The sequence below is a fragment of the Burkholderia pulmonis genome (assembly GCF_984667975.1).
Genome location: NZ_OZ480186.1, coordinates 3,371,347 through 3,391,041, shown reverse-complemented (window position 1 = coordinate 3,391,041; position 19,695 = coordinate 3,371,347). Strand labels below are relative to the sequence as shown.

21 protein-coding genes are annotated in these 19,695 nt (G+C 68.3%); 10 read left to right on the top strand and 11 right to left on the bottom strand.

What is annotated here, in order from left to right:
• Positions 1 to 109: 109 nt before the first annotated feature.
• Positions 110 to 1,141, bottom strand: a complete 1,032-nt coding sequence (locus tag AC5LXK_RS15745; protein ID WP_493389634.1) for a bile acid:sodium symporter family protein — start codon at positions 1,139 to 1,141, stop codon at positions 110 to 112.
• A 346-nt stretch (positions 1,142 to 1,487) separates the two neighbouring features.
• Between AC5LXK_RS15745 and AC5LXK_RS15740 the strand changes: the two genes are divergently transcribed.
• The 3 genes from AC5LXK_RS15740 (at position 1,488) to AC5LXK_RS15730 (ending at position 4,531) form a co-directional block, all read left to right on the top strand.
• Entirely contained in the window at positions 1,488 to 1,964 is a 477-nt protein-coding gene (locus AC5LXK_RS15740) for a peptide-binding protein (RefSeq protein WP_493389633.1), read from the top strand.
• 345 nt (positions 1,965 to 2,309) lie between these two features.
• A complete protein-coding gene (locus tag AC5LXK_RS15735) occupies positions 2,310 to 3,386 on the top strand; it encodes a porin (protein ID WP_493389632.1) in 1,077 nt (358 codons plus the stop codon).
• 182 nt (positions 3,387 to 3,568) lie between these two features.
• Positions 3,569 to 4,531, top strand: coding sequence for a LysR family transcriptional regulator (locus AC5LXK_RS15730; protein WP_493389631.1), 963 nt, complete (start codon positions 3,569 to 3,571; stop codon positions 4,529 to 4,531).
• Between the two features lie 115 nt (positions 4,532 to 4,646).
• On the opposite strand, the gene AC5LXK_RS15725 is transcribed toward AC5LXK_RS15730, so the two are convergent.
• The gene (locus AC5LXK_RS15725) at positions 4,647 to 5,606 is read right to left on the bottom strand and encodes an NAD(P)H-dependent flavin oxidoreductase (RefSeq protein WP_085042742.1); all 960 of its coding nucleotides are present in this window, start codon (positions 5,604 to 5,606) and stop codon (positions 4,647 to 4,649) included.
• Positions 5,607 to 5,885: 279 nt separating this feature from the next.
• On the opposite strand from AC5LXK_RS15725, the gene AC5LXK_RS15720 reads away from it, so the two are divergent.
• Positions 5,886 to 6,782 carry an alpha/beta fold hydrolase gene (locus tag AC5LXK_RS15720; RefSeq protein ID WP_493389630.1) on the top strand — a complete coding sequence of 299 codons (897 nt, stop codon included), beginning with the start codon at positions 5,886 to 5,888 and terminating at the stop codon, positions 6,780 to 6,782.
• A 33-nt stretch (positions 6,783 to 6,815) separates the two neighbouring features.
• On the opposite strand, the gene AC5LXK_RS15715 is transcribed toward AC5LXK_RS15720, so the two are convergent.
• Entirely contained in the window at positions 6,816 to 7,307 is a 492-nt protein-coding gene (locus AC5LXK_RS15715; RefSeq protein WP_493389629.1) for an Lrp/AsnC family transcriptional regulator, read from the bottom strand.
• Between the two features lie 112 nt (positions 7,308 to 7,419).
• Here AC5LXK_RS15715 and AC5LXK_RS15710 point away from each other — a divergent pair, with 112 nt between their 5' ends.
• Positions 7,420 to 8,322 carry a DMT family transporter gene (locus AC5LXK_RS15710; RefSeq protein ID WP_493389628.1) on the top strand — a complete coding sequence of 301 codons (903 nt, stop codon included), beginning with the start codon at positions 7,420 to 7,422 and terminating at the stop codon, positions 8,320 to 8,322.
• 255 nt (positions 8,323 to 8,577) lie between these two features.
• Here AC5LXK_RS15710 and AC5LXK_RS15705 read toward each other — a convergent pair whose 3' ends face one another.
• From AC5LXK_RS15705 to AC5LXK_RS15690, 4 genes are read right to left on the bottom strand one after another with little or no spacing between them, the layout of a single operon-like run.
• The gene (locus AC5LXK_RS15705; protein WP_287737065.1) at positions 8,578 to 8,784 is read right to left on the bottom strand and encodes a DUF1289 domain-containing protein; all 207 of its coding nucleotides are present in this window, start codon (positions 8,782 to 8,784) and stop codon (positions 8,578 to 8,580) included.
• Positions 8,781 to 9,287, bottom strand: a complete 507-nt coding sequence (locus AC5LXK_RS15700) for a YbaK/EbsC family protein (protein WP_493389627.1) — start codon at positions 9,285 to 9,287, stop codon at positions 8,781 to 8,783. The genes AC5LXK_RS15705 and AC5LXK_RS15700 overlap by 4 nt, the downstream gene beginning before the upstream one ends.
• A 26-nt stretch (positions 9,288 to 9,313) precedes the next feature.
• A complete protein-coding gene (locus AC5LXK_RS15695) occupies positions 9,314 to 10,246 on the bottom strand; it encodes a hydroxymethylglutaryl-CoA lyase (protein ID WP_493389626.1) in 933 nt (310 codons plus the stop codon).
• Between the two features lie 32 nt (positions 10,247 to 10,278).
• On the bottom strand, positions 10,279 to 11,220 hold the full coding sequence (locus AC5LXK_RS15690) for a 2-hydroxyacid dehydrogenase (RefSeq protein ID WP_493389625.1): 942 nt from the start codon (positions 11,218 to 11,220) through the stop codon (positions 10,279 to 10,281).
• Between the two features lie 335 nt (positions 11,221 to 11,555).
• On the opposite strand from AC5LXK_RS15690, the gene AC5LXK_RS15685 reads away from it, so the two are divergent.
• Positions 11,556 to 12,179 (top strand): RBBP9/YdeN family alpha/beta hydrolase, encoded by a 624-nt coding sequence (locus AC5LXK_RS15685; RefSeq protein WP_493389624.1) that lies wholly within the window; start codon positions 11,556 to 11,558, stop codon positions 12,177 to 12,179.
• 31 nt (positions 12,180 to 12,210) lie between these two features.
• On the opposite strand, the gene AC5LXK_RS15680 is transcribed toward AC5LXK_RS15685, so the two are convergent.
• The 3 genes from AC5LXK_RS15680 to AC5LXK_RS15670 all read right to left on the bottom strand — a co-directional run bounded on the left by AC5LXK_RS15680 (position 12,211) and on the right by AC5LXK_RS15670 (position 15,741).
• Positions 12,211 to 14,331: a phosphocholine-specific phospholipase C gene (locus AC5LXK_RS15680; protein WP_493389623.1), complete on the bottom strand. Its 2,121-nt coding sequence runs from the start codon at positions 14,329 to 14,331 to the stop codon at positions 12,211 to 12,213.
• A gap of 44 nt (positions 14,332 to 14,375) precedes the next feature.
• Entirely contained in the window at positions 14,376 to 14,660 is a 285-nt protein-coding gene (locus AC5LXK_RS15675; RefSeq protein WP_493389622.1) for a hypothetical protein, read from the bottom strand.
• A 160-nt stretch (positions 14,661 to 14,820) separates the two neighbouring features.
• The gene (locus tag AC5LXK_RS15670; protein ID WP_493389621.1) at positions 14,821 to 15,741 is read right to left on the bottom strand and encodes a LysR substrate-binding domain-containing protein; all 921 of its coding nucleotides are present in this window, start codon (positions 15,739 to 15,741) and stop codon (positions 14,821 to 14,823) included.
• 111 nt (positions 15,742 to 15,852) lie between these two features.
• Between AC5LXK_RS15670 and AC5LXK_RS15665 the strand changes: the two genes are divergently transcribed.
• The gene (locus tag AC5LXK_RS15665; protein WP_493389620.1) at positions 15,853 to 16,491 is read left to right on the top strand and encodes a glutathione S-transferase family protein; all 639 of its coding nucleotides are present in this window, start codon (positions 15,853 to 15,855) and stop codon (positions 16,489 to 16,491) included.
• A 69-nt stretch (positions 16,492 to 16,560) separates the two neighbouring features.
• Here the strand turns inward: AC5LXK_RS15665 and AC5LXK_RS15660 are convergent, their stop codons facing one another.
• A complete protein-coding gene (locus AC5LXK_RS15660) occupies positions 16,561 to 17,832 on the bottom strand; it encodes an MFS transporter (RefSeq protein WP_493389619.1) in 1,272 nt (423 codons plus the stop codon).
• Between the two features lie 106 nt (positions 17,833 to 17,938).
• Here AC5LXK_RS15660 and AC5LXK_RS15655 point away from each other — a divergent pair, with 106 nt between their 5' ends.
• From AC5LXK_RS15655 to AC5LXK_RS15645, 3 genes are all read left to right on the top strand, one after another.
• A complete protein-coding gene (locus tag AC5LXK_RS15655) occupies positions 17,939 to 18,985 on the top strand; it encodes a LysR substrate-binding domain-containing protein (RefSeq protein WP_493389618.1) in 1,047 nt (348 codons plus the stop codon).
• A 117-nt stretch (positions 18,986 to 19,102) separates the two neighbouring features.
• Positions 19,103 to 19,309, top strand: a complete 207-nt coding sequence (locus AC5LXK_RS15650) for a hypothetical protein (protein WP_493389617.1) — start codon at positions 19,103 to 19,105, stop codon at positions 19,307 to 19,309.
• A complete protein-coding gene (locus AC5LXK_RS15645) occupies positions 19,309 to 19,689 on the top strand; it encodes a type II toxin-antitoxin system VapC family toxin (protein WP_493389616.1) in 381 nt (126 codons plus the stop codon). Before AC5LXK_RS15650 ends, AC5LXK_RS15645 begins: the two co-directional genes overlap by 1 nt.
• The last annotated feature ends 6 nt before the right edge of the window (positions 19,690 to 19,695 follow it).

Below are 19,695 nucleotides of genomic sequence, written 5' to 3'. Positions count from 1 at the left end.
GCGGAAGTGCGGAAGTGCGGAAGTGCGGAAGTGCGGAAGGCGGAAGGCGGAAGGCGGAAGGCGGAAGGCGGAAGGCCGCCATCCCGGCGGCCGTCGCACCTCGGGCGCGTCAGCGCTTGCCTGCGCTCAGCGCGCCGGGCGCGGAGGTCGCGTCGCCCTCGTCGTGTTCGCCGCTCATGTCGCGCGCGCCCCAGCGCTGCGCGAGCGCCGCGCACGCCATCAGCTGGATCTGGTGGAACAGCATCAGCGGCAGCACGACCGCGCCGACCGCATTCGCCGAGAAGATCACCTTCGCCATCGGCACGCCGGCGGCGAGGCTCTTCTTCGACCCGCAGAAGATGATCGTGATCTGGTCGGCGCGGTTGAAGCCGAGCCGCTTGCCGACGAACGCGGTCAGCAGCAGCGCGATCACGAGCAGCACGAGGTTGACGACGAGCAGGCCGCCGAGCGCGCGCGCCGGGATCTGGTGCCACAGGCCTTCGTTGACGGCCTCGCTGAACGCGACGTAGACGACCAGCAGGATCGAGCCCTGGTCGACGAAGCGCAGCACGCCGCGGTTGCGGTCGATCCAGCCGCCGATCACGGGCCGCAGCAACTGGCCGGCGATGAACGGCACGAGCAGCTGCATCACGATGCTGCCGACGGTGCTCCACGGCGACGCGGCGCCGCCCGACTGCGACGTGATGATCAGCCCGACAAGCGCCGGCGTGACGAAGATCCCGAGCAGGCTCGATGCGGAGGCCGCGCAGACGGCGGCCGGCACGTTGCCCTTCGCGATCGACGTGAACGCGATCGACGACTGGACCGTCGATGGCAGCGTGCACAGGAACAGCACGCCCGCATACAGCGTCGGCGTGACGAGCGGCTGCAGCACGGGCTTCAGCGCGAGGCCGAGCAGCGGGAACAGCGCGAACGTGCTGAGCAGCACGACCGCGTGCAGCCGCCAGTGGGTCGCGCCCGCGACGACGGCTTCGCGCGACAGCTTCGCGCCGTGCAGGAAGAACAGCAGGCCGACGGCGATGTTGGTTGCCCAGTTGAATGCGTGGGCGGCCTGGCCGCGGCAGGGCAGCAGGCTCGCGAGCACGACGGTGCCGACGAGCGTGAGCGTGAAGTTGTCGGGAAGAAAACGGGGACGGGCCATCTGGAACTCGATTCGGAAGCGACGAGGGCGCGCGTCGCGCGCGCGGATGACGCTATTGTCCCGGTTGGTGATTCACCACACAAATTCATTGTGAGAATCGATTGATGAGTCAAGTGCATGATTCGACGGCCGTCGCACTCGCCCCGGGATGCGCAAAACGGCAGAAGAATGTTCTGTCGCGATCGCGCCCTGCAGTGAAAAAACCTAGCAGTAACATGGTGTTACACCGATGCCCGCGACATAACACTTTTGGGCTCGACACCGTTTCGGAGCGCTCATAAATTACTGCTGAAAGCCTTGGGTCGGCCGAAAGGAACCGGCGGCGGGCATGGACAGGCACTGAACGATGACGGAACGGGTGAAACGGAAGATCGGACGATGGGTGGCAGGCGTGCTCGGCGCGCTGCTGATGCCGCTCGCGCTCGCCCAGCCGCCACACGGCGGCCACGGCTTCGGTGGCGGCGACATGCACGCGTACGGTGCGTACGGTCAGCATGCCGGCGGCGCGCCCGTCTGGCGCCGCGCGCCGCCGCCCGCCGGCGTGCGCCCCGGCGGCGTGAGCGGCTCCGGCTCCCGCTGGGGGTTGCGGCCGACGCCGTCGTACGGCCACTACGCCGCACAAAGCCCGTATCGTCCGATCAGCGCCGACGCGCGCCAGATGCCGCGCCCGCCGGGCGGCGGCAACGTGCCGCTGCGCGCCGGGTCGATCCGCGCGGACGTCGCGCGCTACAACGAGGAGCGCGGCGGCCGCCCGATGCCGCCGCCCCGCTCGCAGGAAGAGCCTGCGCACTCGCCGTTTTTTTCCCCGTTCTACCGAAACTGAGCGCCCCGGCGCTCGCCCCCCTGCCGGCTGATGCGAATTCGCCACAGTCGCGCGCAGATTTCCGCTGATTTTCCCGCCACATTGCGCTATCTTTCGCGCCCGGCTCGCGTGTGCCCCGCCGCCGCCCCGCCGTGCGACCGCGTTCGCGCCGGGCTGCCGCCATGCATCCGGCCATGTATCCATTCCGCGAAGTTAATGCTGCCGCTATACCAGCAATAAGTGTGCGCAATTTTGACCGGACGAATGATCCGTAAAGATGGCTGCGCCCCATACGACGCAAGCACTCGGCTCCAAAAAACAACGCTCGCGCCACTTATCGACAATTCGACAAAATCTGGAGATCCCATGAAAGCATTCGCTCGCCGTGCGTCGCGCACATCCGTCAAGCTGATCGCCGCAGCCGCCTGCGTGGCGGCCACCGCTCCCGTCCATGCACAGTCGAGCGTGTCGCTCTACGGTCAGGTCGACGAATGGGTCGGCGCAACCAAGTTCCCGGGCGGCAACCGTGCGTGGAACGTGGGCGGCGGCGGGATGTCGACGTCGTACTGGGGGATGCACGGCGCCGAGGATCTCGGCGGCGGCTACAAGGCGATCTTCACGATGGAGAGCTTCTTCCGCGCGCAGAACGGCCAGTTCGGCCGCTTCCAGGGCGACACGTTCTTCGCGCGCAATGCGTATGTCGGCATCAGCTCGCCGTACGGCACGGTGACGGCGGGCCGCCTGACGACGCACCTGTTCCTGTCGACGATCCTGTTCAACCCGTTCTACGACTCGTACACCTTCTCGCCGATGGTGTACCACGTGTTCCTCGGCCTCGGTACTTACCCGACCTACCCGAGCGACCAGGGCGCGGTCGGCGATTCGGGCTGGAACAACGCCGTGTCGTATACGTCGCCTTCGTTCGGTGGCCTGAACTTCGGCGCGATGTACGCGCTCGGCAACCAGGCCGGCGACAACGGTTCGAAGAAGTGGAGCGCGCAGTTCAACTACGCGAACGGCCCGTTCGCGGCGACTGCCGTGTATCAGTACGTGAACTTCAACAACGCCCCGCAGGATCTGGGCGCACTCGTCGCCGGCATGAAGAGCCAGGGCATCGCGCAAGTCGGCGCGACCTACGACCTGAAATACGTGAAGCTGTTCGGCCAGTACATGTATACGAAGAATGACCAGGTCGCGGGCAGCTGGCACGTGAACACCGCGCAGGGCGGCGTGTCGGTGCCGATCGGCGTGGGCAGCGCGATGGCGTCGTATGCGTACTCGCGCGATGCGGGCGGTCTCGACCAGACGCGCCAGACCTGGGCGGTCGGCTACGACTATCCGCTGTCCAAGCGCACGGACGTCTACGCGGCGTACATGAACGACCACATCAGCAACCTGTCGTCCGGCAACACGTTCGGCGCAGGCATCCGCGCGAAGTTCTGACGGCCACGCGCGACCGGTGCGCCGGCCGTGCGCATCAATCGCGCGTTCCGGCTGCATGTTTTCCCGCCCGCAACGGCGCCGCCACCCGCGGCGCCGTTTTGCCTTTCTTGACCTTTCTGTTTCCTCGCCTTTGTTACCCTATCTCGTAATTGGACCATTCCCCGTCATTACGAGCTAGTTCGATGGATACCCTCGTCAGCATGAATGTGTTTCGCTACGTCGTCGAAGTGGGCAGCTTCGTCGGCGCGGCCGAACGCATGCAGATGTCGGCTGCGATGGCGAGCAAGCACGTGATGCATCTCGAGCAGCAGCTCGGTGCGCGGCTGCTGCATCGCACGACACGACGCGTTGCGCCTACCGAGGCGGGACGCGAATACTATGAGCGCCTCGTGCAGGCGCTGTCCGAACTCGATGAAGCCGGGCAGGCCGTCGGCGCCGCGAGCGTGGTGCCGCAAGGCAGGCTGCGCGTCACGTCGCTGTCCGCGTTCGGGTTGCGGCACGTGATGCAGGCCGTCACCGATTACGCGGGCCGGTTCCCGGACGTGACCGTCGACATGACGCTGTCCGATCGCGTGGTCGACCTGATCGAAGAGGGCTACGACGTTGCGGTGCGGGCGGCGCCGAACGGACTGAAATCGTCGTCGCTGGTCGCGCGGCAGATCGCGACCGCGCACATCCTGCTGGTCGCGTCGCCCGAGTATCTCGAGAAGCACGGCACGCCCGAGACGATCGCCGATCTCGCGCACCACAATTACCTGCGGCGCGACTCGAATTCGACGATGCTCGATTCGCTGGTGATCGATGCGGCCGCCGCGTCGCGCGTGAGCCTGAACGGCAACATGATCGTGAATCATCTCGAAGGGCTGCGCGCAGCCGTGCTCGCCGGCGCGGGCATCGCGCTGCTCGGCACCGAGGTGGTCGGCGACGACATCGAATCCGGCCGGCTCGTGCCGGTGCTGCTCGATTCGGTGCCGCCGCACGAGGCGCCGATCTATGCGGTGTACGCAAGCCGTCGCCACGTGTCCGCGAAGGTGCGTTCGTTCGTCGACTTCCTCGCGGCGCGCTTCGAAGGGCAGTCGCTGTGCCCGTCGATCGAATCGCACTTGCGGGTGCTGCCGATCACGCGGATGAAGCGCGCGGTCTGACCGATGTCTCCCGCGTTGGCGGGGCGATAAAAAAGCGCGAACCGCTGCGGTTCGCGCTTTTTGTTTTGTCCGACGGCTGGTGCGTCGATGGCGGCCCCGACGGCCGCCGTATCCGTCAGCGCGGGATGCCGAGCCGTGCCTTCGCGTCGTCGTACTCGCGTTTCAGCCGCTCGACGAGCGCGCCCACGCTCGGCAGGTCGTCCATCAGGCCGACGCCCTGGCCGGCACCCCAGATGTCCTTCCACGCCTTCGTCTTGTCGCTGCCGAAATTCATCTTGGTCTTGTCGGATTCCGGCAGTGCGTCCGGATCGAGGCCGGCCTTCTCGATGCTCTCGCGGATGTAGTTGCCGTGCACGCCCGTGAAGAGGTTCGTGTAGATGATGTCCGACGATTTCGCGTTCACGATCGCATGCTTGTAGTCGTCGATCGCGTGCGCTTCCTGGGTCGCGATGAAGCGCGTGCCCATGTACGCGAAGTCGGCGCCCATCGCCTGCGCGGCGAGGATCGAGCCGCCGTTCGCGATCGAGCCGGACAGCACGATCGGGCCGTCGAAGATCTTGCGGACTTCGCCGACGAGCGCGAACGGCGACGTCGTGCCCGCGTGGCCGCCGGCGCCGGCCGCGACGAGGATCAGCCCGTCGACACCGGCTTCGAGCGCCTTCTGCGCGTGGCGCAGGTTGATCACGTCGTGCAGCACGATGCCGCCGTAGCTGTGCACCGCGTCGACGATCTCGCGTGCCGGTGCACGCAGGCTCGTGATGAAGATCGGCACCTTGTGCTCGACGCACACGCGCACGTCGTGCTCGAGCCGCGCGTTCGACTGGTGGACGATCTGGTTGACCGCGATCGGGCCGATCACCGCATCGGGGTGTTTCGCCTTATGGTCGGCCAGCTCCGACTGGATCTGCGTGAGCCACTCGTCGAGCAGTTCGGCCGGGCGCGCATTGAGCGCGGGGAACGAACCGACGATGCCCGCCTTGCATTGCGCGAGCACGAGTTCGGGGTAGCTGACGATGAACATCGGCGACGCGATGACGGGCAGCGTCAGGTTCTGCAGGACAGTGGGCAATGCCATGTGAAGTCTCCAGTCTCCAGGGGCGGTCGATGCCCGCGCGATCGCGCCGGCATCGACGGCAAGCGTTGCGGTCGAACGGTGATTCGAGTGTAGCTGCGGAACGCGTTCGTTCATATTAATACGAACGGTCGTGCGATTCTACGCGAGCTTAACAAATTGCGCGGTGTGGCGGCAATCGAGTGAGTGTTCTCTTTCTAGGGTTTCTGGCGGTTACCCCGCTGTGAAGACGCGCGAGCGCTCCTAAAATAGCCGCCATAACAAACCAACGAGAAATAAACCATGTCGTTTGAGGCGTTTGCACCGTTTCGCGTGACGGTGCAGGACACCGACATATTCGGTGTCAAAGGAGGCGCGGGTCCGCCGCTTCTGTTGCTGCACGGACATCCGCAAACCCACATGATCTGGCATCGCGTTGCCGCGACGCTCGCGAATCACTTCACGGTGATCGCCACCGACCTGCGCGGTTACGGCGCATCCGGCCGGCCGCCGAGCGACGCGCAGCACGTCCCGTATTCGAAACGGGCGATGGCGGCGGACCAGGTTGCCGTGATGCGGCATTTCGGCTTCGAGCACTTCCATGTGTGCGCGCACGATCGCGGCGCGCGGGTCGCGCACCGGCTCGCGCTCGATCATGCGGACGCGGTCGAGCGGATGATGCTGCTCGACATCGCGCCGACGCTCGCGATGTACGAGAAAACCGATCGTGCATTCGCGACCGCGTACTTCCACTGGTTCTTCCTGATCCAGCCGGAGCCGCTGCCCGAAACGCTGATCGGCGCGCATACCGATGCGTACATCGAGCGCGTGATGGGCAACCGGTCGGCCGGGCTCGCGCCGTTCGCGCTCGAAGCGCTCGACGCATACCGGGCCGCGCTCGCGCAGCCGGGCGCCGTGCACGCGATGTGCGAGGACTACCGCGCATCGGCGACGATCGATCTCGAGCACGATCGTGCGGATCTCGAGCGCGGCAACAAGGTTGCGTGCCCGCTGCGCGTGCTGTGGGGCGAGCACGGGGTCGTCGGCCGCTGCTTCGATCCGCTCGACGAATGGCGGCGCGTCGCGCGCGACGTCAGCGGCCGCGCGCTCGACTGCGGGCACTACATTCCGGAAGAGGCGCCCGTCGCGCTGATCGACGAACTGCTCGCGTTCTTCGAGGCGCGCGACCCGGCTGCGTGAGCGCGCTTGCGGGCGGCGCGTGCTGCCTGCCGCTCAGCGGTGCGCGTCGTCGTCTTCGACGAGCGGCGGCAGCCGGCGCGGCACGGGTGTCGATTTCACGATCGCGGTGCTCGTCTCCGCGCGCTCCGTCACCTTCGACAGGATGTCGTCGAGGTGCCCGATCGTGCGCAAGTAGAGCCGGCAGATGAAGCAGTCGTCGCCGGTCACCTTGTCGCATTCGACGAATTCGGGAATCCGCCGCAGCAACTCCTCGACCAGATGCAGCTGGCCCGGCAGCGGCTTCACGCGGACGATCGCCTGCAGCGTGTAGCCGAGCGCGCGCGGATCGAGATCGACGGTGAACGCGGCGATCACGCCTTGCGCCTCGAGCCGTCGCACGCGGTCGGCGGTCGCGGGCGCCGACAGCCCGATCTGCCGGGCGAGTTCGCTGGTCGCGATGCGCGCATCCTCGGCAAGCGCGGCGAGGATTGCACGGTCGGTCGCGTCGAGCGACGCGACGGCGGGCGGGGAAAGGCGTTTCGGCATGATCGCTTTGCTTTCGAAGGTGAATCGGTCGATTCACTTCAGTTTAGCCATGGTTGTCGCGAAAGCAAGTTTCTAGAATCGAAGTCATCCACTCTCTTCAACGGAGTTCATGATGGCCTCGAATGAAATTCGCCGTGGCGCCGCCGAGATGATCGTCGCGATGCTGATGTCCGGCACGATCGGCTGGCTCGTGATGTCGTCGCGGCAACCGCTGACGAACGTCGTGTTCTTCCGCTGCCTGTTCGGCGCCGCGACGCTCGCGATCGTCTGCGCGGGGTTCGGCTTTCTGCGCCGCTCGCTGTTCTCGCCGCGGATGCTCGCGCTGGCGACGCTCGGCAGCGTGGCGATCGTCGCGAACTGGCTGCTGCTGTTCGCCGCCTATTCGCGCGCGTCGATCTCGATGGCGACCGCCGTCTACAACACGCAGCCGTTCATGCTCGTCGCGCTCGGCGCGATCGTGTTCCGCGAGCGGATCACCGCGTCGACGGTGGCGTGGCTCGCACTCGCATTCGCCGGGCTCGTGTTCGTGGTGCGCGTCGAGCCGGCCGTGCTGGCGGTGCCCGGCGAATATCTGGAGGGCGTCGCGCTGTCGCTCGGCGCCGCGTTCCTGTACGCGATCTCGTCGATCGTCACGAAGCACCTGAAGGGGACGCCGCCGCATCTGCTCGCGCTGCTGCAGGCCGGCCTCGGCATCGTGATGCTCGCACCGTTCGCGCACTTCGACACGCTGCCCGCGACCGCCGCGCAATGGTTCGACCTGATCGTGCTCGGCGTGGTCAATACAGGTCTGATGTATGTGTTGCTGTACGGCGCGATCCAGAAGCTGCCGACCGCGATGACGGGCGCGCTGTCGTTCGTCTATCCGGTCGTCGCGATCGTCGTCGATCACGTTGCGTTCGGGCAGACGCTCGCGTGGACGCAGGTGTTCGGCGCGCTGCTGATCCTGCTCGCGGCGGCCGGCGTGAATCTCGGCTGGCGCATCGTGCCCGCACGCCGCGCGGCGGTCGGCAACTGAAACGGTCGTGCGATTCGGCGCCGCTGCGCCGGCTCGTCGCGGCGCGCCGGACGCGCATGTCGGGAATGAGGATTGCGCGCGCGGGCATGAAAAAGGGCCGCGCGCGCATGCGTGAAAAATGCTGTAAGAAGTTGTAGGGAAACACCCGATGCAACGCGGCCGCGTCGCTCGTATGATGCGGGCTGTGACGTTGATCACGTTCACAGGATTCCGATCTCGATGCCGTTCGCCCGTGAGGCTGAACGGCTTTTTTTTTTATGTCTCGCTTCCGGCGAGCAGGCGCCGCCGCGCGTCGAGCCGCGCGAGCAGCGCACGTCTCGCGTCGTCGTCCGACGTACGCCATTCCTTGATCTCGCCGCGCGTGCGCAGGCAGCCCGCGCACCAGTCGGTGCGCGGATCGATCCGGCAGACGTCCGTGCACGGCGACGCGACCGTGGCGACCGGCACCGTCACGTCGCTCATGCGTCGTCCCGCAACGCAACGTCCGCGACCGGCGCGCCCGTCAGCGACACGAGTTCGTGCGGCGACAGGTTGAACACCGCGTGCGGATGGCCCGCCGCGGCCCACAGGCTGTCGAGCGCGAGCAGGTCGGCATCGATCAGCGTGACGGGTTCGACGAGATGGCCGATCGGGCAAACGCCGCCGATCGCATAGCCGGTGTTGTCGCGCACGAACTTCGCATCCGCGCGACCGACCGCGCCGACCTGCGCGGCGACCTTCTTTTCATCCACGCGGTTGACGCCGCTCGCGACGACCAGCACGGGCGCGCCGTCCGACTGCCGGCGAAACAGGATCGACTTCGCGATCTGCGCGACCGAGCAGCCGAGCCCGGCCGCGGCTTCGGCCGACGTCTTGCCGGTTTCGGCGAGCATCACGATGCCTTTCGCATGGCCGCGCTCGCGCAGCAGCAGCGCGACGCGTCGCGCGGAGTCGGGGAGGGAATCGAATGAAGCGGGTGTCGTCATGTCGAGGAATCCGTGGAGGGGCGCGGTCAGACGCAGTTCGCGGCGTCGGCCGCGCTCCGCGCCTTGGCGAGCAGTGCGCGGCCGGCGCGCGATACGTTCGCGCGACCGATCGCGTTCGAGATGAAGTCGCCGGCGGCGACGACTTGCGCGAGATCGATACCGGTGTCGATGCCGAGGCCCTGCATCAGGTACAGCACGTCCTCGGTCGCGACGTTGCCGGTCGCGCCCTTCGCGTACGGGCAGCCGCCCAGGCCCGCGACCGATGCGTGGAAGATCTCGATCCCTTCGAACAGCGCGGCGTAGATGTTCGCGAGCGCCTGGCCGTAGGTGTCGTGGAAGTGGCCCGACAGGCGTTCGCGCGGGAACACGCGCGTGACGGCCGCGAGCACTTCGCGCGTGCGCTTCGGCGTGCCGACGCCGATCGTGTCGGCGATGTCGATCTCGTCGCAGCCGAGCGCCGCGAAGCGTTCGACGACGTCGACGACCGACGCGACCGGCACCTCGCCCTGGTACGGGCAGCCGAGCGTGCACGACACGCTGCCGCGCAGCCGCAGGCCCGCGTCCTTCGCGGCCTTCGCGACGGGCTCGAAGCGCGCGATGCTCTCGGCGATGCTGCAGTTGATGTTCCGCTGCGAGAACGCTTCGCTCGCCGCGCCGAAGATCACGACTTCGTCGGCGCGTGCGGCGACCGCGTTCTCGAAGCCTTTCAGGTTCGGCGTCAGCACCGAGTACACGGTGCCCGCGCGGCGCTCGATGCCGGCCATCACGTCGGCGCCGTCGGCCATCTGCGGCACCCATTTCGGCGACACGAACGATGCGGCCTCGATATTGCGGAAGCCGGCGCGCGACAGGCGGTCGACGAGCGCGATCTTCACGTCGGTCGGCACGAAGGTCTTCTCGTTCTGCAGCCCGTCGCGCGGGCCGACTTCGACGATCTTGACGGCGGTGGGGAACGTCATGGTTGTCTCCTGGGGTCTCTTTGGGGCGGAATTCAGTAGCCGCGCGTGTAGTCGACGACGCCGCTGATCGCTTCGCCGCGCTCGAGTGCGCGGATCTTGCCGGCGATCTGCCCGACGGCTTCTTCGCGCAGCGTCTCGGCCGAACTGTGCGGCGTGATCGTGATGCGCGGCGCATGCCAGAACGCATGGTCTTCCGGCAGCGGTTCGTGATGGAACACGTCGAGCGTGGCCGCGGCGATCCGGCCGCTCGCGAGCGCGTCGAGCAGGTCGGCTTCGACGAGATGCGCGCCGCGCGCGACGTTGACGAGGTACGCGCCGGGCGCGAGCCGCGCGAACGTGCGCGACGACAGGATGCCGTCGGTGTCGGGCGTGCTCGGCAACAGGTTGACGAGCACCTTCGCCCCGTCGATGCATGCGTCGAACGCGCCTTCGCCGGCGAAGGTCGCGATGCCGTCGAGCTGCTTCGCACTGCGGCTGTAGCCGCGCACGGGCAGGCCGAGGGCGGCGAGTGCGCACGCGACCTGGGTGCCGAGCACGCCGAGGCCCAGGACGGCGACGGTGAAGCGTGCACGCGCATGCGGTTCGAGCGGCTGCCAGCGGCGCTCGCGCTGTTGCAGGTCGTATTCGTCGAAGCGGCGCAGGTAGCGCAGCACCGCATGCGTCACGTATTCGACCATCTGCTGCGCCATGCCCGAATCTTCGAGCCGCACCAGCGGCACGTGCGCGGGCAGCGTGCCCGGATGCGCGCGATCGAGCGCGAGCAGCGCATCGACGCCCGCGCCGAGGTTGAAGATCGCGCGCAGGCCGTCGCGCGGCGCGAAGAATTCGCGCGGCGCCCGCCACACGAGCGCGTAGTCGGCGGCGGCCGTATCGCCCGGCTGCCACACACGCAACTCGGCTTCCGGCAGCGCGTGCGCGATCTCGTCGCGCCACGCGACGGCTTCCTGGTGCGGGGAATGGAACAGGATCTTCATTGCGTGACGGTGCGCGCGCCGGCGAGGCGCGTCACGGGAGCGGTGAGCGGAGCCGGGCGCAGCGCGCCGGCGGACGTAGCGGACATCGGGCGTCTCCTGACGACCGGCCCGGCGCGTCGGCGCCCGGACCGGTTCCGTGTGAAGCTGACGGGAAGCCCACATTCTACGGTTTCGCGGCGCATCGCGCCGTCGTGCGGGGCGTGCGCCCGGCGTGGTCCGCCATCGGGCAACCGGCTGGCGGCCGGCCGCGCGAAAGCAAAGCACAAAATATTGGTTCGGCCGCCGCGTACGCCGCGCCACAATCGAACCTCGTCTTCAAGCAAGCGAGGGCAATCATGCGCGCATGCAGCAAATCGGCGTGGCCGCCGAGGCTCGTCACCGTTCCGGGCCTGCACGGCAGCGAAGGCGCTCACTGGCAGACCTGGCTCGAGCGGCAGTTTCCGCGTTCGCTGCGCGTCGAGCAGGACGACTGGGACGCGCCCGATCTCGCACGCTGGGCGCAATCGGTGCGCGCGCTGCTCGATCGCGAGCGCGGCCCGTTCGTGCTCGCCGCACACAGCTTCGGCTGCCTCGCGACCGCGCATGCGCTCGCGCAGGGGCCGCATGCGGGTAACGTCGCGGGCGTGCTGTTCGTCGCGCCGGCCAGCCCGAAGAAATTCACGTTTGCCGGGCCGTTCGACGCACGCCGGCTCGCGGTGCCGTCGATCGTGATCGGCAGCGAGACCGATCCGTGGATGCCGCTCGCCGACGCGCGTACGCTCGCGCAGCGCCTCGGCAGCGCGTTCGTGAACCTCGGCGACGCCGGGCACATCAACACGGCGGCCGGCTTCGGACCGTGGCCGCGCGCGAAGTACTTCATCGACACGCTGGTTCACTGCGCGGCGCCGTTGCGCTTTCGCGATGCGGACGACGGCTTCGAGGCCGCGCTCGTCGACCGCGCGCTCGCGCACGCGGTCTGACGGCGAGGCCTGGCGGGTTACGCCGTCGCGCTTACGACGCGGAGACGGGTTTGACGGCGGCCGGGTCCGAATAGCTCGGCCGGCCGTTCTCGACGTGGCCCGCGAAGCGGCGCGAGAACGTGCCGTTCGCGCCGTCGCTGACCGTCACGTCATACCAGTGGTGGCTCGACGCGAGCGCCCACTGCTCGACCTGCTCGTTGCCGCCGTGCAGCGTGACCTGCCGGGACGGCGTGCCATACGCGTTGTCGGTCAGCGTCAGCGTGACGTGGGCCCCGCCGTGGTTGCGCAGCTTCAGGTACAGGTTCCCGTTCGCGATGTCGTAGCCGGCCTTCACCTCCGGCTGGGCCGGGTTGCGGTGATGCGCGGCCGTGGCCGACACGTTGCCCGAGAACACGCGCACGAAGCCGTTCGGCCCGTACACCGAGAACGCATACGCGCCGTTCGTCACCGTCAGGTCGAAGTCCGCATGCAGCACGCGACGGGCGCCGACCGTATAGCGCCACGGGCCGTCGGTACGGTTCGTCGCATACACGTGGAAGTGCGCGCCCTGGTTGCCGCGGTTCGCGAACTCGATGCGCAGGGTGGTCCCGCCGTAGAGGCTCGCGTTCACGTGCAGTTCGTACGGCAGTGCACGCGCGGGCCGCACGCCAGGCTCCTGCGGATCAACCGGCGACGGTGTCGCGGGCACGGTCGGCGCGGGCTGCGACGTGCACTGCTGGTCCGCGATCGTGCGGTACTGGCTGGTATCCGGCAGCGGCGGGAACGATGCGTCCGACGAGCGGAAGTCGAACGCGGCGGTGAGGTCGCCGCACACGGTGCGGCGCCACGGCGTGATGTTCGGTTCGTCGATACCGAAGCGCTCGCCGATGAAGCGGATCACCGACGTGTGGTCGAACACCTGCGAACACACGAAGCCGCCCTTCGTCCACGGCGACACGACCGTCATCGGCACGCGCGGCCCGAGGCCGTACGGCAGGCCGTCGGCCGTGTAGCTGCCGCCGCGGCCGGGGTTCACGACCGTATGCAGCTCGCCGTCGGTCGTCACGGTCGACGCGCCCTGCGCGGCCGACGTCGGCGGCTGCGGCGGCACGATGTGGTCGAAGAAGCCGTCGTTCTCGTCGTACATGATGAACAGCACGGTCTTGCGCCACACGTCCGGGTTCGACGTGAGCGCATCGAGGATCTGCGACGTGTAGTTCGCGCCGTACGCGGGCGTGTATTTCGGATGCTCGGAGAACGCGGCGGGCGGGCACAGCCACGACACCTGCGGCAGCCGGTCGTTGATCACGTCGTCCTTCAGGTTGTCGAGCGTGCGCACCGTCTGCGCGCGCTGGTACAGCGACGAACCGGGTTTCGCGTTGATGAAGTTCGCGAAGTTTTGCAGCACGTTGGTGCCGTAGTTGCCGTTGTACGGATCGTTGCCGGTCGTCCCTTGCTGATAGATCTGCCACGACACGCCGTGTGCTTCGAGACGCTCGGGAAAGGTCGTCCACGACAGCAGCTGGTACGCGGGCGGCCCGTCGCCGTCGACATAGTCGCTGTTGTCGAGCAGCGGGCCGCCGAACTTCCCGGTCGGGTCGACCGTGCCCGTCATCAGGTACGAACGGTTCGGGTGCGTCGGCCCCGGCAGCGAACAGAAGTAGTTGTCGCACACGGTGAACGCATCGGCGAGCGCGTAGTGGAACGGGATGTCCTCGCGCACGTGAAAGCCCATCGTCATGTCGGTCTTGTTCGCGGGCCACTGGTCGTAGCGGCCGCCGTCGATCGCCGCGTGCGTCTTGTACCACGAGTGATCGAGGTCGCCCACGCACTGCGCGCTCGTCGTCAGCGTGTTCAGCCGGAACGGCAGTACCGGCTTGCCCGGATCGGCCTTCGACGGCTGGTACCACACCGGCTTGCCGTTCGGCAGCGGAATCGGGAAGCGGTCGTTGTAGCCGCGCACGCCGCGCAGGTGTCCGAAGTAGTGGTCGAACGAACGGTTTTCCTGCATGAACACGACGATGTGCTCGACATCGCGGATCGTGCCGGTGCCGCGCGCGGCGGGAATCGCGAGCGCGCGGCGGATCGATTCGGGAAAGGCGTTGAGCGCAACGGCGGCGCCCGCGGATTGTGCGACGGTATGCAGGAAACGGCGGCGGCTCGATGACGTCATGTTGTTCACCTCGGTTCTGCGGTCGGGGGACGGAAGCGGCGGGATCAGCCCGGCGACGATGCGGCGGCACTCGACGCGGCCGCGTTCATCGCGGGCCTGGCGTCGTCGTCGTCATCGGGCGGGTAGTGCACGACGGGTGGCGCAAGCGGTGCGGCATCGGACGCAGCGGCATTCGCGGTGGCGTCGCTGTTGAACGCGCTGGCGGAACTGCTCGATGCGCCGGCCTGCTGCGTGCTGTCGGCCGCATTGGCGTCGTGCGGTGCGTCGTCGCTGCAGGCGGCGACGAAAACGGCGGCACACAGAACCACGGCGACGAAAACGCGACGCATGACTTCTCTCCTGGCAGGCTGATCGGGAAACGTTTTCGAGTATGCCGACGCGATGCGACGTTTCGGTGAATCGTTTGCGATCGGAGGGGGATCGCGGAATGCTTTCGTCAAGCCGACCAAATGCTTTCGGATGGGTTCGGGCGCCGCCGGCCGTTGTCGGTCAGCGCCGCGGCGTCCTGCGTCGCACTTCGCTGCGCAGCCAGTCGAGCCAGATGCGGATCGCCGCTTCGTGAGGATGGCCGGGGCGCCACACGACGTAGTGCGCATACACGTCGGTGATGCGCACCGTCGACACGCGCACGAGCGTGCCGTCCGCGAGCTCGGGCTCGATCAGCGAGCGGCGCGCGAGCGCGACGCCGCGGCCTTGCAGCGTCGCGTCGATCAGCGCGTTCGCATCGGTGAAGCGCGGTGCGCGCGCGGATTCGGTGAGGTCGAGCCGCGCGGCCTGGAGCCACGGTTCCCACGGCTGCGCGGGATGGCGCAGCAGCGTCGCGCGGACGAGATCGGCCGGCGTGCGCGGCGCGACGCCGTCGCGATTGCGGTACGCGGGGCTCGCGACCGGGAAGACGGTTTCGTTCATCAGCTTCTCGGCCATGACGCCCGGCCACGTGCCGGGCCCGTAGCGCAGCGCGACGTCGATACGGTCGCGCTTGCGCAGCGGTGCGAGCGCGACGTCCGGGTGCAGCGCGATCGCGATGTGCGGATGGGCGGCGGTGAAGCGCGGCAGGCGCGGGGCGAGCCAGCGCTCGGCGACGCTGGGCAGCACGCTGACGTTCAGCGTCACGTCGCAGGTGCGTGGACGGTTGCGCACCGCGAGTGCCGGTTCGAACGCGCGTTCGAGCACGCTCAGGCCCTGCCGGACCTGCAGCGCGAGTGCGTGTGCGGCGTGCGTCGGCGTCGCACCGTTGCGTTCGCGCGTGAAGAGCGGATAGCCGAGCTGCGCTTCGAGCGCGCGGATGTGCTGGCTGACGGCACCTTGCGTGAGCGCGAGTTCATCGGCCGCGCGCGTGAAGCTCTGCAGCCGCACGGCGGTCTCGAACGCGCGCAGCGTCTGCAGCGGAGGGAGGTGGATGCGTCGCATGCGGGTATTAGTAACACTAATGTCCGAGCACGACAATTCATCGTTTGCGGCACACCGGTACGCGTTCCTACACTCGGTCCCGTCTTCCACAGCCTCGTCGGAACCCTCACCATGAACGCATATCGTCTCTATCTTTCGCCGGGCGCCTGCTCGCTTGCCGCCCACATCGCGCTCGAGGAAACCGGCGCGCCGTTCGACGTCGAGATCGTCTCCGTGCAGAAGCAGCAGAACCTCGATGCGCGCTATCTCGCGATCAATGCGAAGGCGCGTGTGCCTGTGCTCGCGATTCCGGGCGAACCGCGCGTGCTGACCGAAACGCCGGCGATCCTCACGTATCTCGCGCGTCGCTTTCCGGATGCGCAACTGCTGCCGCTCGGCGATCCGCTGCGCGAGGCGCGCTGCCACGAATGGCTCGCCTGGCTGGTCGGCTGGGTGCATGGCGTTGGCTACGGCGCGCTGTGGCGGCCGGGCCGCTTCATCGACGATCCGGCCTTGCATGGCGCGATCAGGGTGCACGGGCGCGGCACGATCGAAGCCGCGAATGCGTCGATCGAAGCCGCGCTCGCCGACGGTCGCACGTGGGCTGAACCGGGCGCGCATTCGATCGTCGATCCGTTCCTGCTGGTGCTGTATCGCTGGGGCGTCGCGATCGGGCTCGACATGGCGCAGCATCCCGCATGGACCGCGCATGCGCAGCGCGAGGCCGAACGGCCGGCCGCGCGGCGCGCGCTGGCACGCGAGGCGGCCTGACGGGCGTGCGGGTGTCGTGACGGTGGCCGCGACACCCGCGCGAAGCGCAGAGGGCCGAAACGCAGGCCGCTATTTCGCGACGAACAGCGGATAGGTTGCGCCCGCGACCAGTGCAGCCGCGAGCCACACCACGCTCCACGAGCTGACGGCGAGCAGCGGCGGAATCGCGAGCGGCGTCGCGAACAGCCCGAGGTAGACGACCGTGTTTGCCATCCCGAGCGCGGTGCCCGCGTGGTTCGCGCCAGCGAGCGTCGCGAGTTCCGTGTACGCGACGCCGTGCCATGCCGACACGCAAATGCCGGCGAACACGAGAATCGCGACGATCGCGGCGAGCGGGACATGCGGGCTGCCGGCCGTCGCCGCGGCGAGCAGCGTGAACGACCCGGCCGCGACGAAGACGGAACCGCGCAGGTAGGCGCGCCGATTGCCGTGCCGGTCGGTATGGCGGCCGCTCCACACGCGCATCACCATCGCGCCGAGCTGCAGCGCCACCATCGCCGCACTGATGCCGGCGAGCCCGAGCCGGCCGAAGTCGTGCAGGAACACCGTCGCGAACGTGAGCACCGCGAACTGCGGCGCGCACAGCAGGCCGATGCCGAGCACGATGCGCCACACGGGGCCGCTCGCGAGCGGGTTACGCGCAGGCGCGGCGGACGGCTGCCGCTCGACCGGACGATGTGCGGCGAGGCGTACCGCGGCCGGCTCGGCGGGCGGCTCGTGCAGCCAGCGCCAGGTCAGGGCGGCCGATCCCGCGCACAGCAACATCAGCGCGCCGAACACCGCGGCGAAACCGAGATGCGACGCGAGCGACGGCAGCAGCGCCGCGCCGACGCCGCCGCCGAGCGGCACGGCCGTCTGGCGGATGCTCATCGCGAGCCCGCGCTCGCGCGCGCCGAACCAGCGCATCACCGCGCGCCCGCTCGAGCCGTTCACGCTGCCGCCGAGCAGGCCGACGCAGCACATGGCCGCGACGACCCGCATCAGCGGCGGCACCGCGTGCGCGGTCGGGACGATCGTGCACACCATCAGCGCGAGCATCGCGGCCGTCGCGACGAGCCCGGTCAGCAGCACGCGGCGATCGCCGAAGCGATCGGCGGCCATCCCCCACGGCAGCTCGGACAGCGCGACGCCGAAACCGAGCGCGCCGAGCACGAGGCCGAGCGCGCCGTTGTCGAGGTGATAGGCCGTGCGCATCCACACGGCGGTGGTCGGAATGCCGGCCGCGGCCGCCGAGAAGCTCATGTTCGCGGCGACGCCGGCCGCCAGCACGCGCCAGCGATGGGCCGGGCCGCGCACGTCGCGGGCAGGCGAAGAGGGGGAAGCGATGCACGAGGTATCCATGACGGCGGGCCCGGTTGGAAATTGACATCCACAGTCTGGCGGCCTACATTCATCCTGAAAATCGGAAAGTTTTTGATTAATCGTTCGATAAAACAGGATGATTGAAATGCCCGGACAAGACATTCCGCGCAGCGGCGGTGAGGCGCTCGCGGTGGCCGATGCCACGCTGGCGCGGCCCAACTTCGACGTGGCGGCGCTGCGCAGCCTCGTCGCGGGCGTGGATCTCGGCAGCTTCGCGAAAGCGGCCGACCGCGTCGCGCGCTCGTCGTCGGCGGTGAGCGCGCAGATCCGCAAGCTCGAGGAGCAGGCCGGCACGCCGCTGTTCGTGAAAGCCGGGCGCGGGCTTGCGCTGACGGACGCCGGCAACGCGATGCTGCGCTATGCGCGGCGGATGATCGAGCTGAACGACGAGGCGGCGGCGGCCGTGCGCGGCGTGAATCTCGACGGCTGGGTCCGTGTCGGGCTGCAGGAGGATTTCGGCGAAGCGATCCTGCCCGACGTGCTCGGGCGGTTCGCGCGCGCGCATCCGAAGGTGCGGATCGAGGCGCGCGTGGCGCGCAATGCCGACCTGCTCGACCGGCTCGATGCGAACCAGCTCGATCTCGCGCTCGTGTGGGGCGATCCGGCGTCGGCGGCGCTCGTGTCGCGGGCGGGAATCGACAGCGAAGTGATCGCGCAGGTGCCGATGCAATGGGTCGGTACGGCGGGGGCCGGTGGTTTCGGCGTGCCGGACGGCGGCGCTGACGAGGGGGCCGAAAGCGGTGCGGGCGAAACGGGCGGCCATCCGGTGCGCATGCCGGGCGAGCCGTTGCCGCTCGTCGTGTTCGACCGGCCGTGCCGGTTCTTCGGCGCGGCAGCCGATGCGCTCGATCGCGCGGGCGTGCCGTGGCGCGTCGCGTTCACGACCCCGAGCCTTGCCGGGCTGTGGGCGGCAGCGGCGGCCGGCCTCGGGCTGACGGTGCGCACGCACTACGGGCTGCCGGCGTCGGTGCGCGTGCTCGACGCGTCGTCGTACGGGCTGCCGGCGCTGCCGGGCCTGCCGCTGATCCTGCTGCGGCGCACGTCGTCGGCGACACCGACGGTCGACCGGCTCGCGCGGATCGTGACGCAGGCGGTGCGGGATGCGACGGAGGACGTGGTGCTGGCGGCCTGACGGAGCGTTCGCGATGGTCTCGCCGGGCTGTCGCCCGGTATCCCCTCTGCCGATCGGCTGAATGGATCGATCGGGTGAACCTGACTACAGTGATGATCATCTTGAACGGAGGTCGTCATGCAAAAAGAGAACATTCCCGGCGCCGGCGCGATCGATCCGTCGCAACGGGCGGATGTTTCGATCGGTGGAGGGGGGGCAGTCGAACAGTGCGCACCCGCTTCGCGGCCTATTCGGTTCGGCGTCCTGCAGGGGCAGGTCCGGATCGCAGATGATTTCGATGCGCCGCTGCCCGATTACCTGCTGGGTGCTTTTGAAGGGCGGTGATGCGACTGTTGCTCGATACCCACATCTTCTTGTGGATCGTGACCAACGATCCCAGGCTCAGCACACGGGCGCGCAGACTGATCTCGGCTGCCGACGAACGTTTCGTCAGCAGCGCGAGCATCTGGGAGGCCGCCATCAAGGCAGGCCTGGGGAAACTCGACATCGACATGGGCAAGCTGATTCGCGCAATCGGCGCGAGCGGGGTTCGCGAGTTGCCGGTTCGGGCCGTGCATGGGGCTGCGGTGCGCGATTTGCCTCACCACCATCGCGATCCATTCGATCGATTGCTGGTCGCGCAGGCACGGCACGAGCCGCTTCAACTCGTGACGGCCGACGCGTATCTCGCACGGTACGGAATGCCTTTGGTTCTGACAGTTTGAAATAAT

What these genes read in the sequence shown, in the direction of transcription:
- AC5LXK_RS15745 (WP_493389634.1), bottom strand. Translation starts at nt 1,141, where the DNA reads ATGGCCCGTCCCCGTTTTCTTCCCGACAACTTCACGCTCACGCTCGTC.
- AC5LXK_RS15740 (WP_493389633.1), top strand. Translation starts at nt 1,488, where the DNA reads ATGACGGAACGGGTGAAACGGAAGATCGGACGATGGGTGGCAGGCGTG.
- AC5LXK_RS15735 (WP_493389632.1), top strand. Translation starts at nt 2,310, where the DNA reads ATGAAAGCATTCGCTCGCCGTGCGTCGCGCACATCCGTCAAGCTGATC.
- AC5LXK_RS15730 (WP_493389631.1), top strand. Translation starts at nt 3,569, where the DNA reads ATGGATACCCTCGTCAGCATGAATGTGTTTCGCTACGTCGTCGAAGTG.
- AC5LXK_RS15725 (WP_085042742.1), bottom strand. Translation starts at nt 5,606, where the DNA reads ATGGCATTGCCCACTGTCCTGCAGAACCTGACGCTGCCCGTCATCGCG.
- AC5LXK_RS15720 (WP_493389630.1), top strand. Translation starts at nt 5,886, where the DNA reads ATGTCGTTTGAGGCGTTTGCACCGTTTCGCGTGACGGTGCAGGACACC.
- AC5LXK_RS15715 (WP_493389629.1), bottom strand. Translation starts at nt 7,307, where the DNA reads ATGCCGAAACGCCTTTCCCCGCCCGCCGTCGCGTCGCTCGACGCGACC.
- AC5LXK_RS15710 (WP_493389628.1), top strand. Translation starts at nt 7,420, where the DNA reads ATGGCCTCGAATGAAATTCGCCGTGGCGCCGCCGAGATGATCGTCGCG.
- AC5LXK_RS15705 (WP_287737065.1), bottom strand. Translation starts at nt 8,784, where the DNA reads ATGAGCGACGTGACGGTGCCGGTCGCCACGGTCGCGTCGCCGTGCACG.
- AC5LXK_RS15700 (WP_493389627.1), bottom strand. Translation starts at nt 9,287, where the DNA reads ATGACGACACCCGCTTCATTCGATTCCCTCCCCGACTCCGCGCGACGC.
- AC5LXK_RS15695 (WP_493389626.1), bottom strand. Translation starts at nt 10,246, where the DNA reads ATGACGTTCCCCACCGCCGTCAAGATCGTCGAAGTCGGCCCGCGCGAC.
- AC5LXK_RS15690 (WP_493389625.1), bottom strand. Translation starts at nt 11,220, where the DNA reads ATGAAGATCCTGTTCCATTCCCCGCACCAGGAAGCCGTCGCGTGGCGC.
- AC5LXK_RS15685 (WP_493389624.1), top strand. Translation starts at nt 11,556, where the DNA reads ATGCGCGCATGCAGCAAATCGGCGTGGCCGCCGAGGCTCGTCACCGTT.
- AC5LXK_RS15680 (WP_493389623.1), bottom strand. Translation starts at nt 14,331, where the DNA reads ATGACGTCATCGAGCCGCCGCCGTTTCCTGCATACCGTCGCACAATCC.
- AC5LXK_RS15675 (WP_493389622.1), bottom strand. Translation starts at nt 14,660, where the DNA reads ATGCGTCGCGTTTTCGTCGCCGTGGTTCTGTGTGCCGCCGTTTTCGTC.
- AC5LXK_RS15670 (WP_493389621.1), bottom strand. Translation starts at nt 15,741, where the DNA reads ATGCGACGCATCCACCTCCCTCCGCTGCAGACGCTGCGCGCGTTCGAG.
- AC5LXK_RS15665 (WP_493389620.1), top strand. Translation starts at nt 15,853, where the DNA reads ATGAACGCATATCGTCTCTATCTTTCGCCGGGCGCCTGCTCGCTTGCC.
- AC5LXK_RS15660 (WP_493389619.1), bottom strand. Translation starts at nt 17,832, where the DNA reads ATGGATACCTCGTGCATCGCTTCCCCCTCTTCGCCTGCCCGCGACGTG.
- AC5LXK_RS15655 (WP_493389618.1), top strand. Translation starts at nt 17,939, where the DNA reads ATGCCCGGACAAGACATTCCGCGCAGCGGCGGTGAGGCGCTCGCGGTG.
- AC5LXK_RS15650 (WP_493389617.1), top strand. Translation starts at nt 19,103, where the DNA reads ATGCAAAAAGAGAACATTCCCGGCGCCGGCGCGATCGATCCGTCGCAA.
- AC5LXK_RS15645 (WP_493389616.1), top strand. Translation starts at nt 19,309, where the DNA reads ATGCGACTGTTGCTCGATACCCACATCTTCTTGTGGATCGTGACCAAC.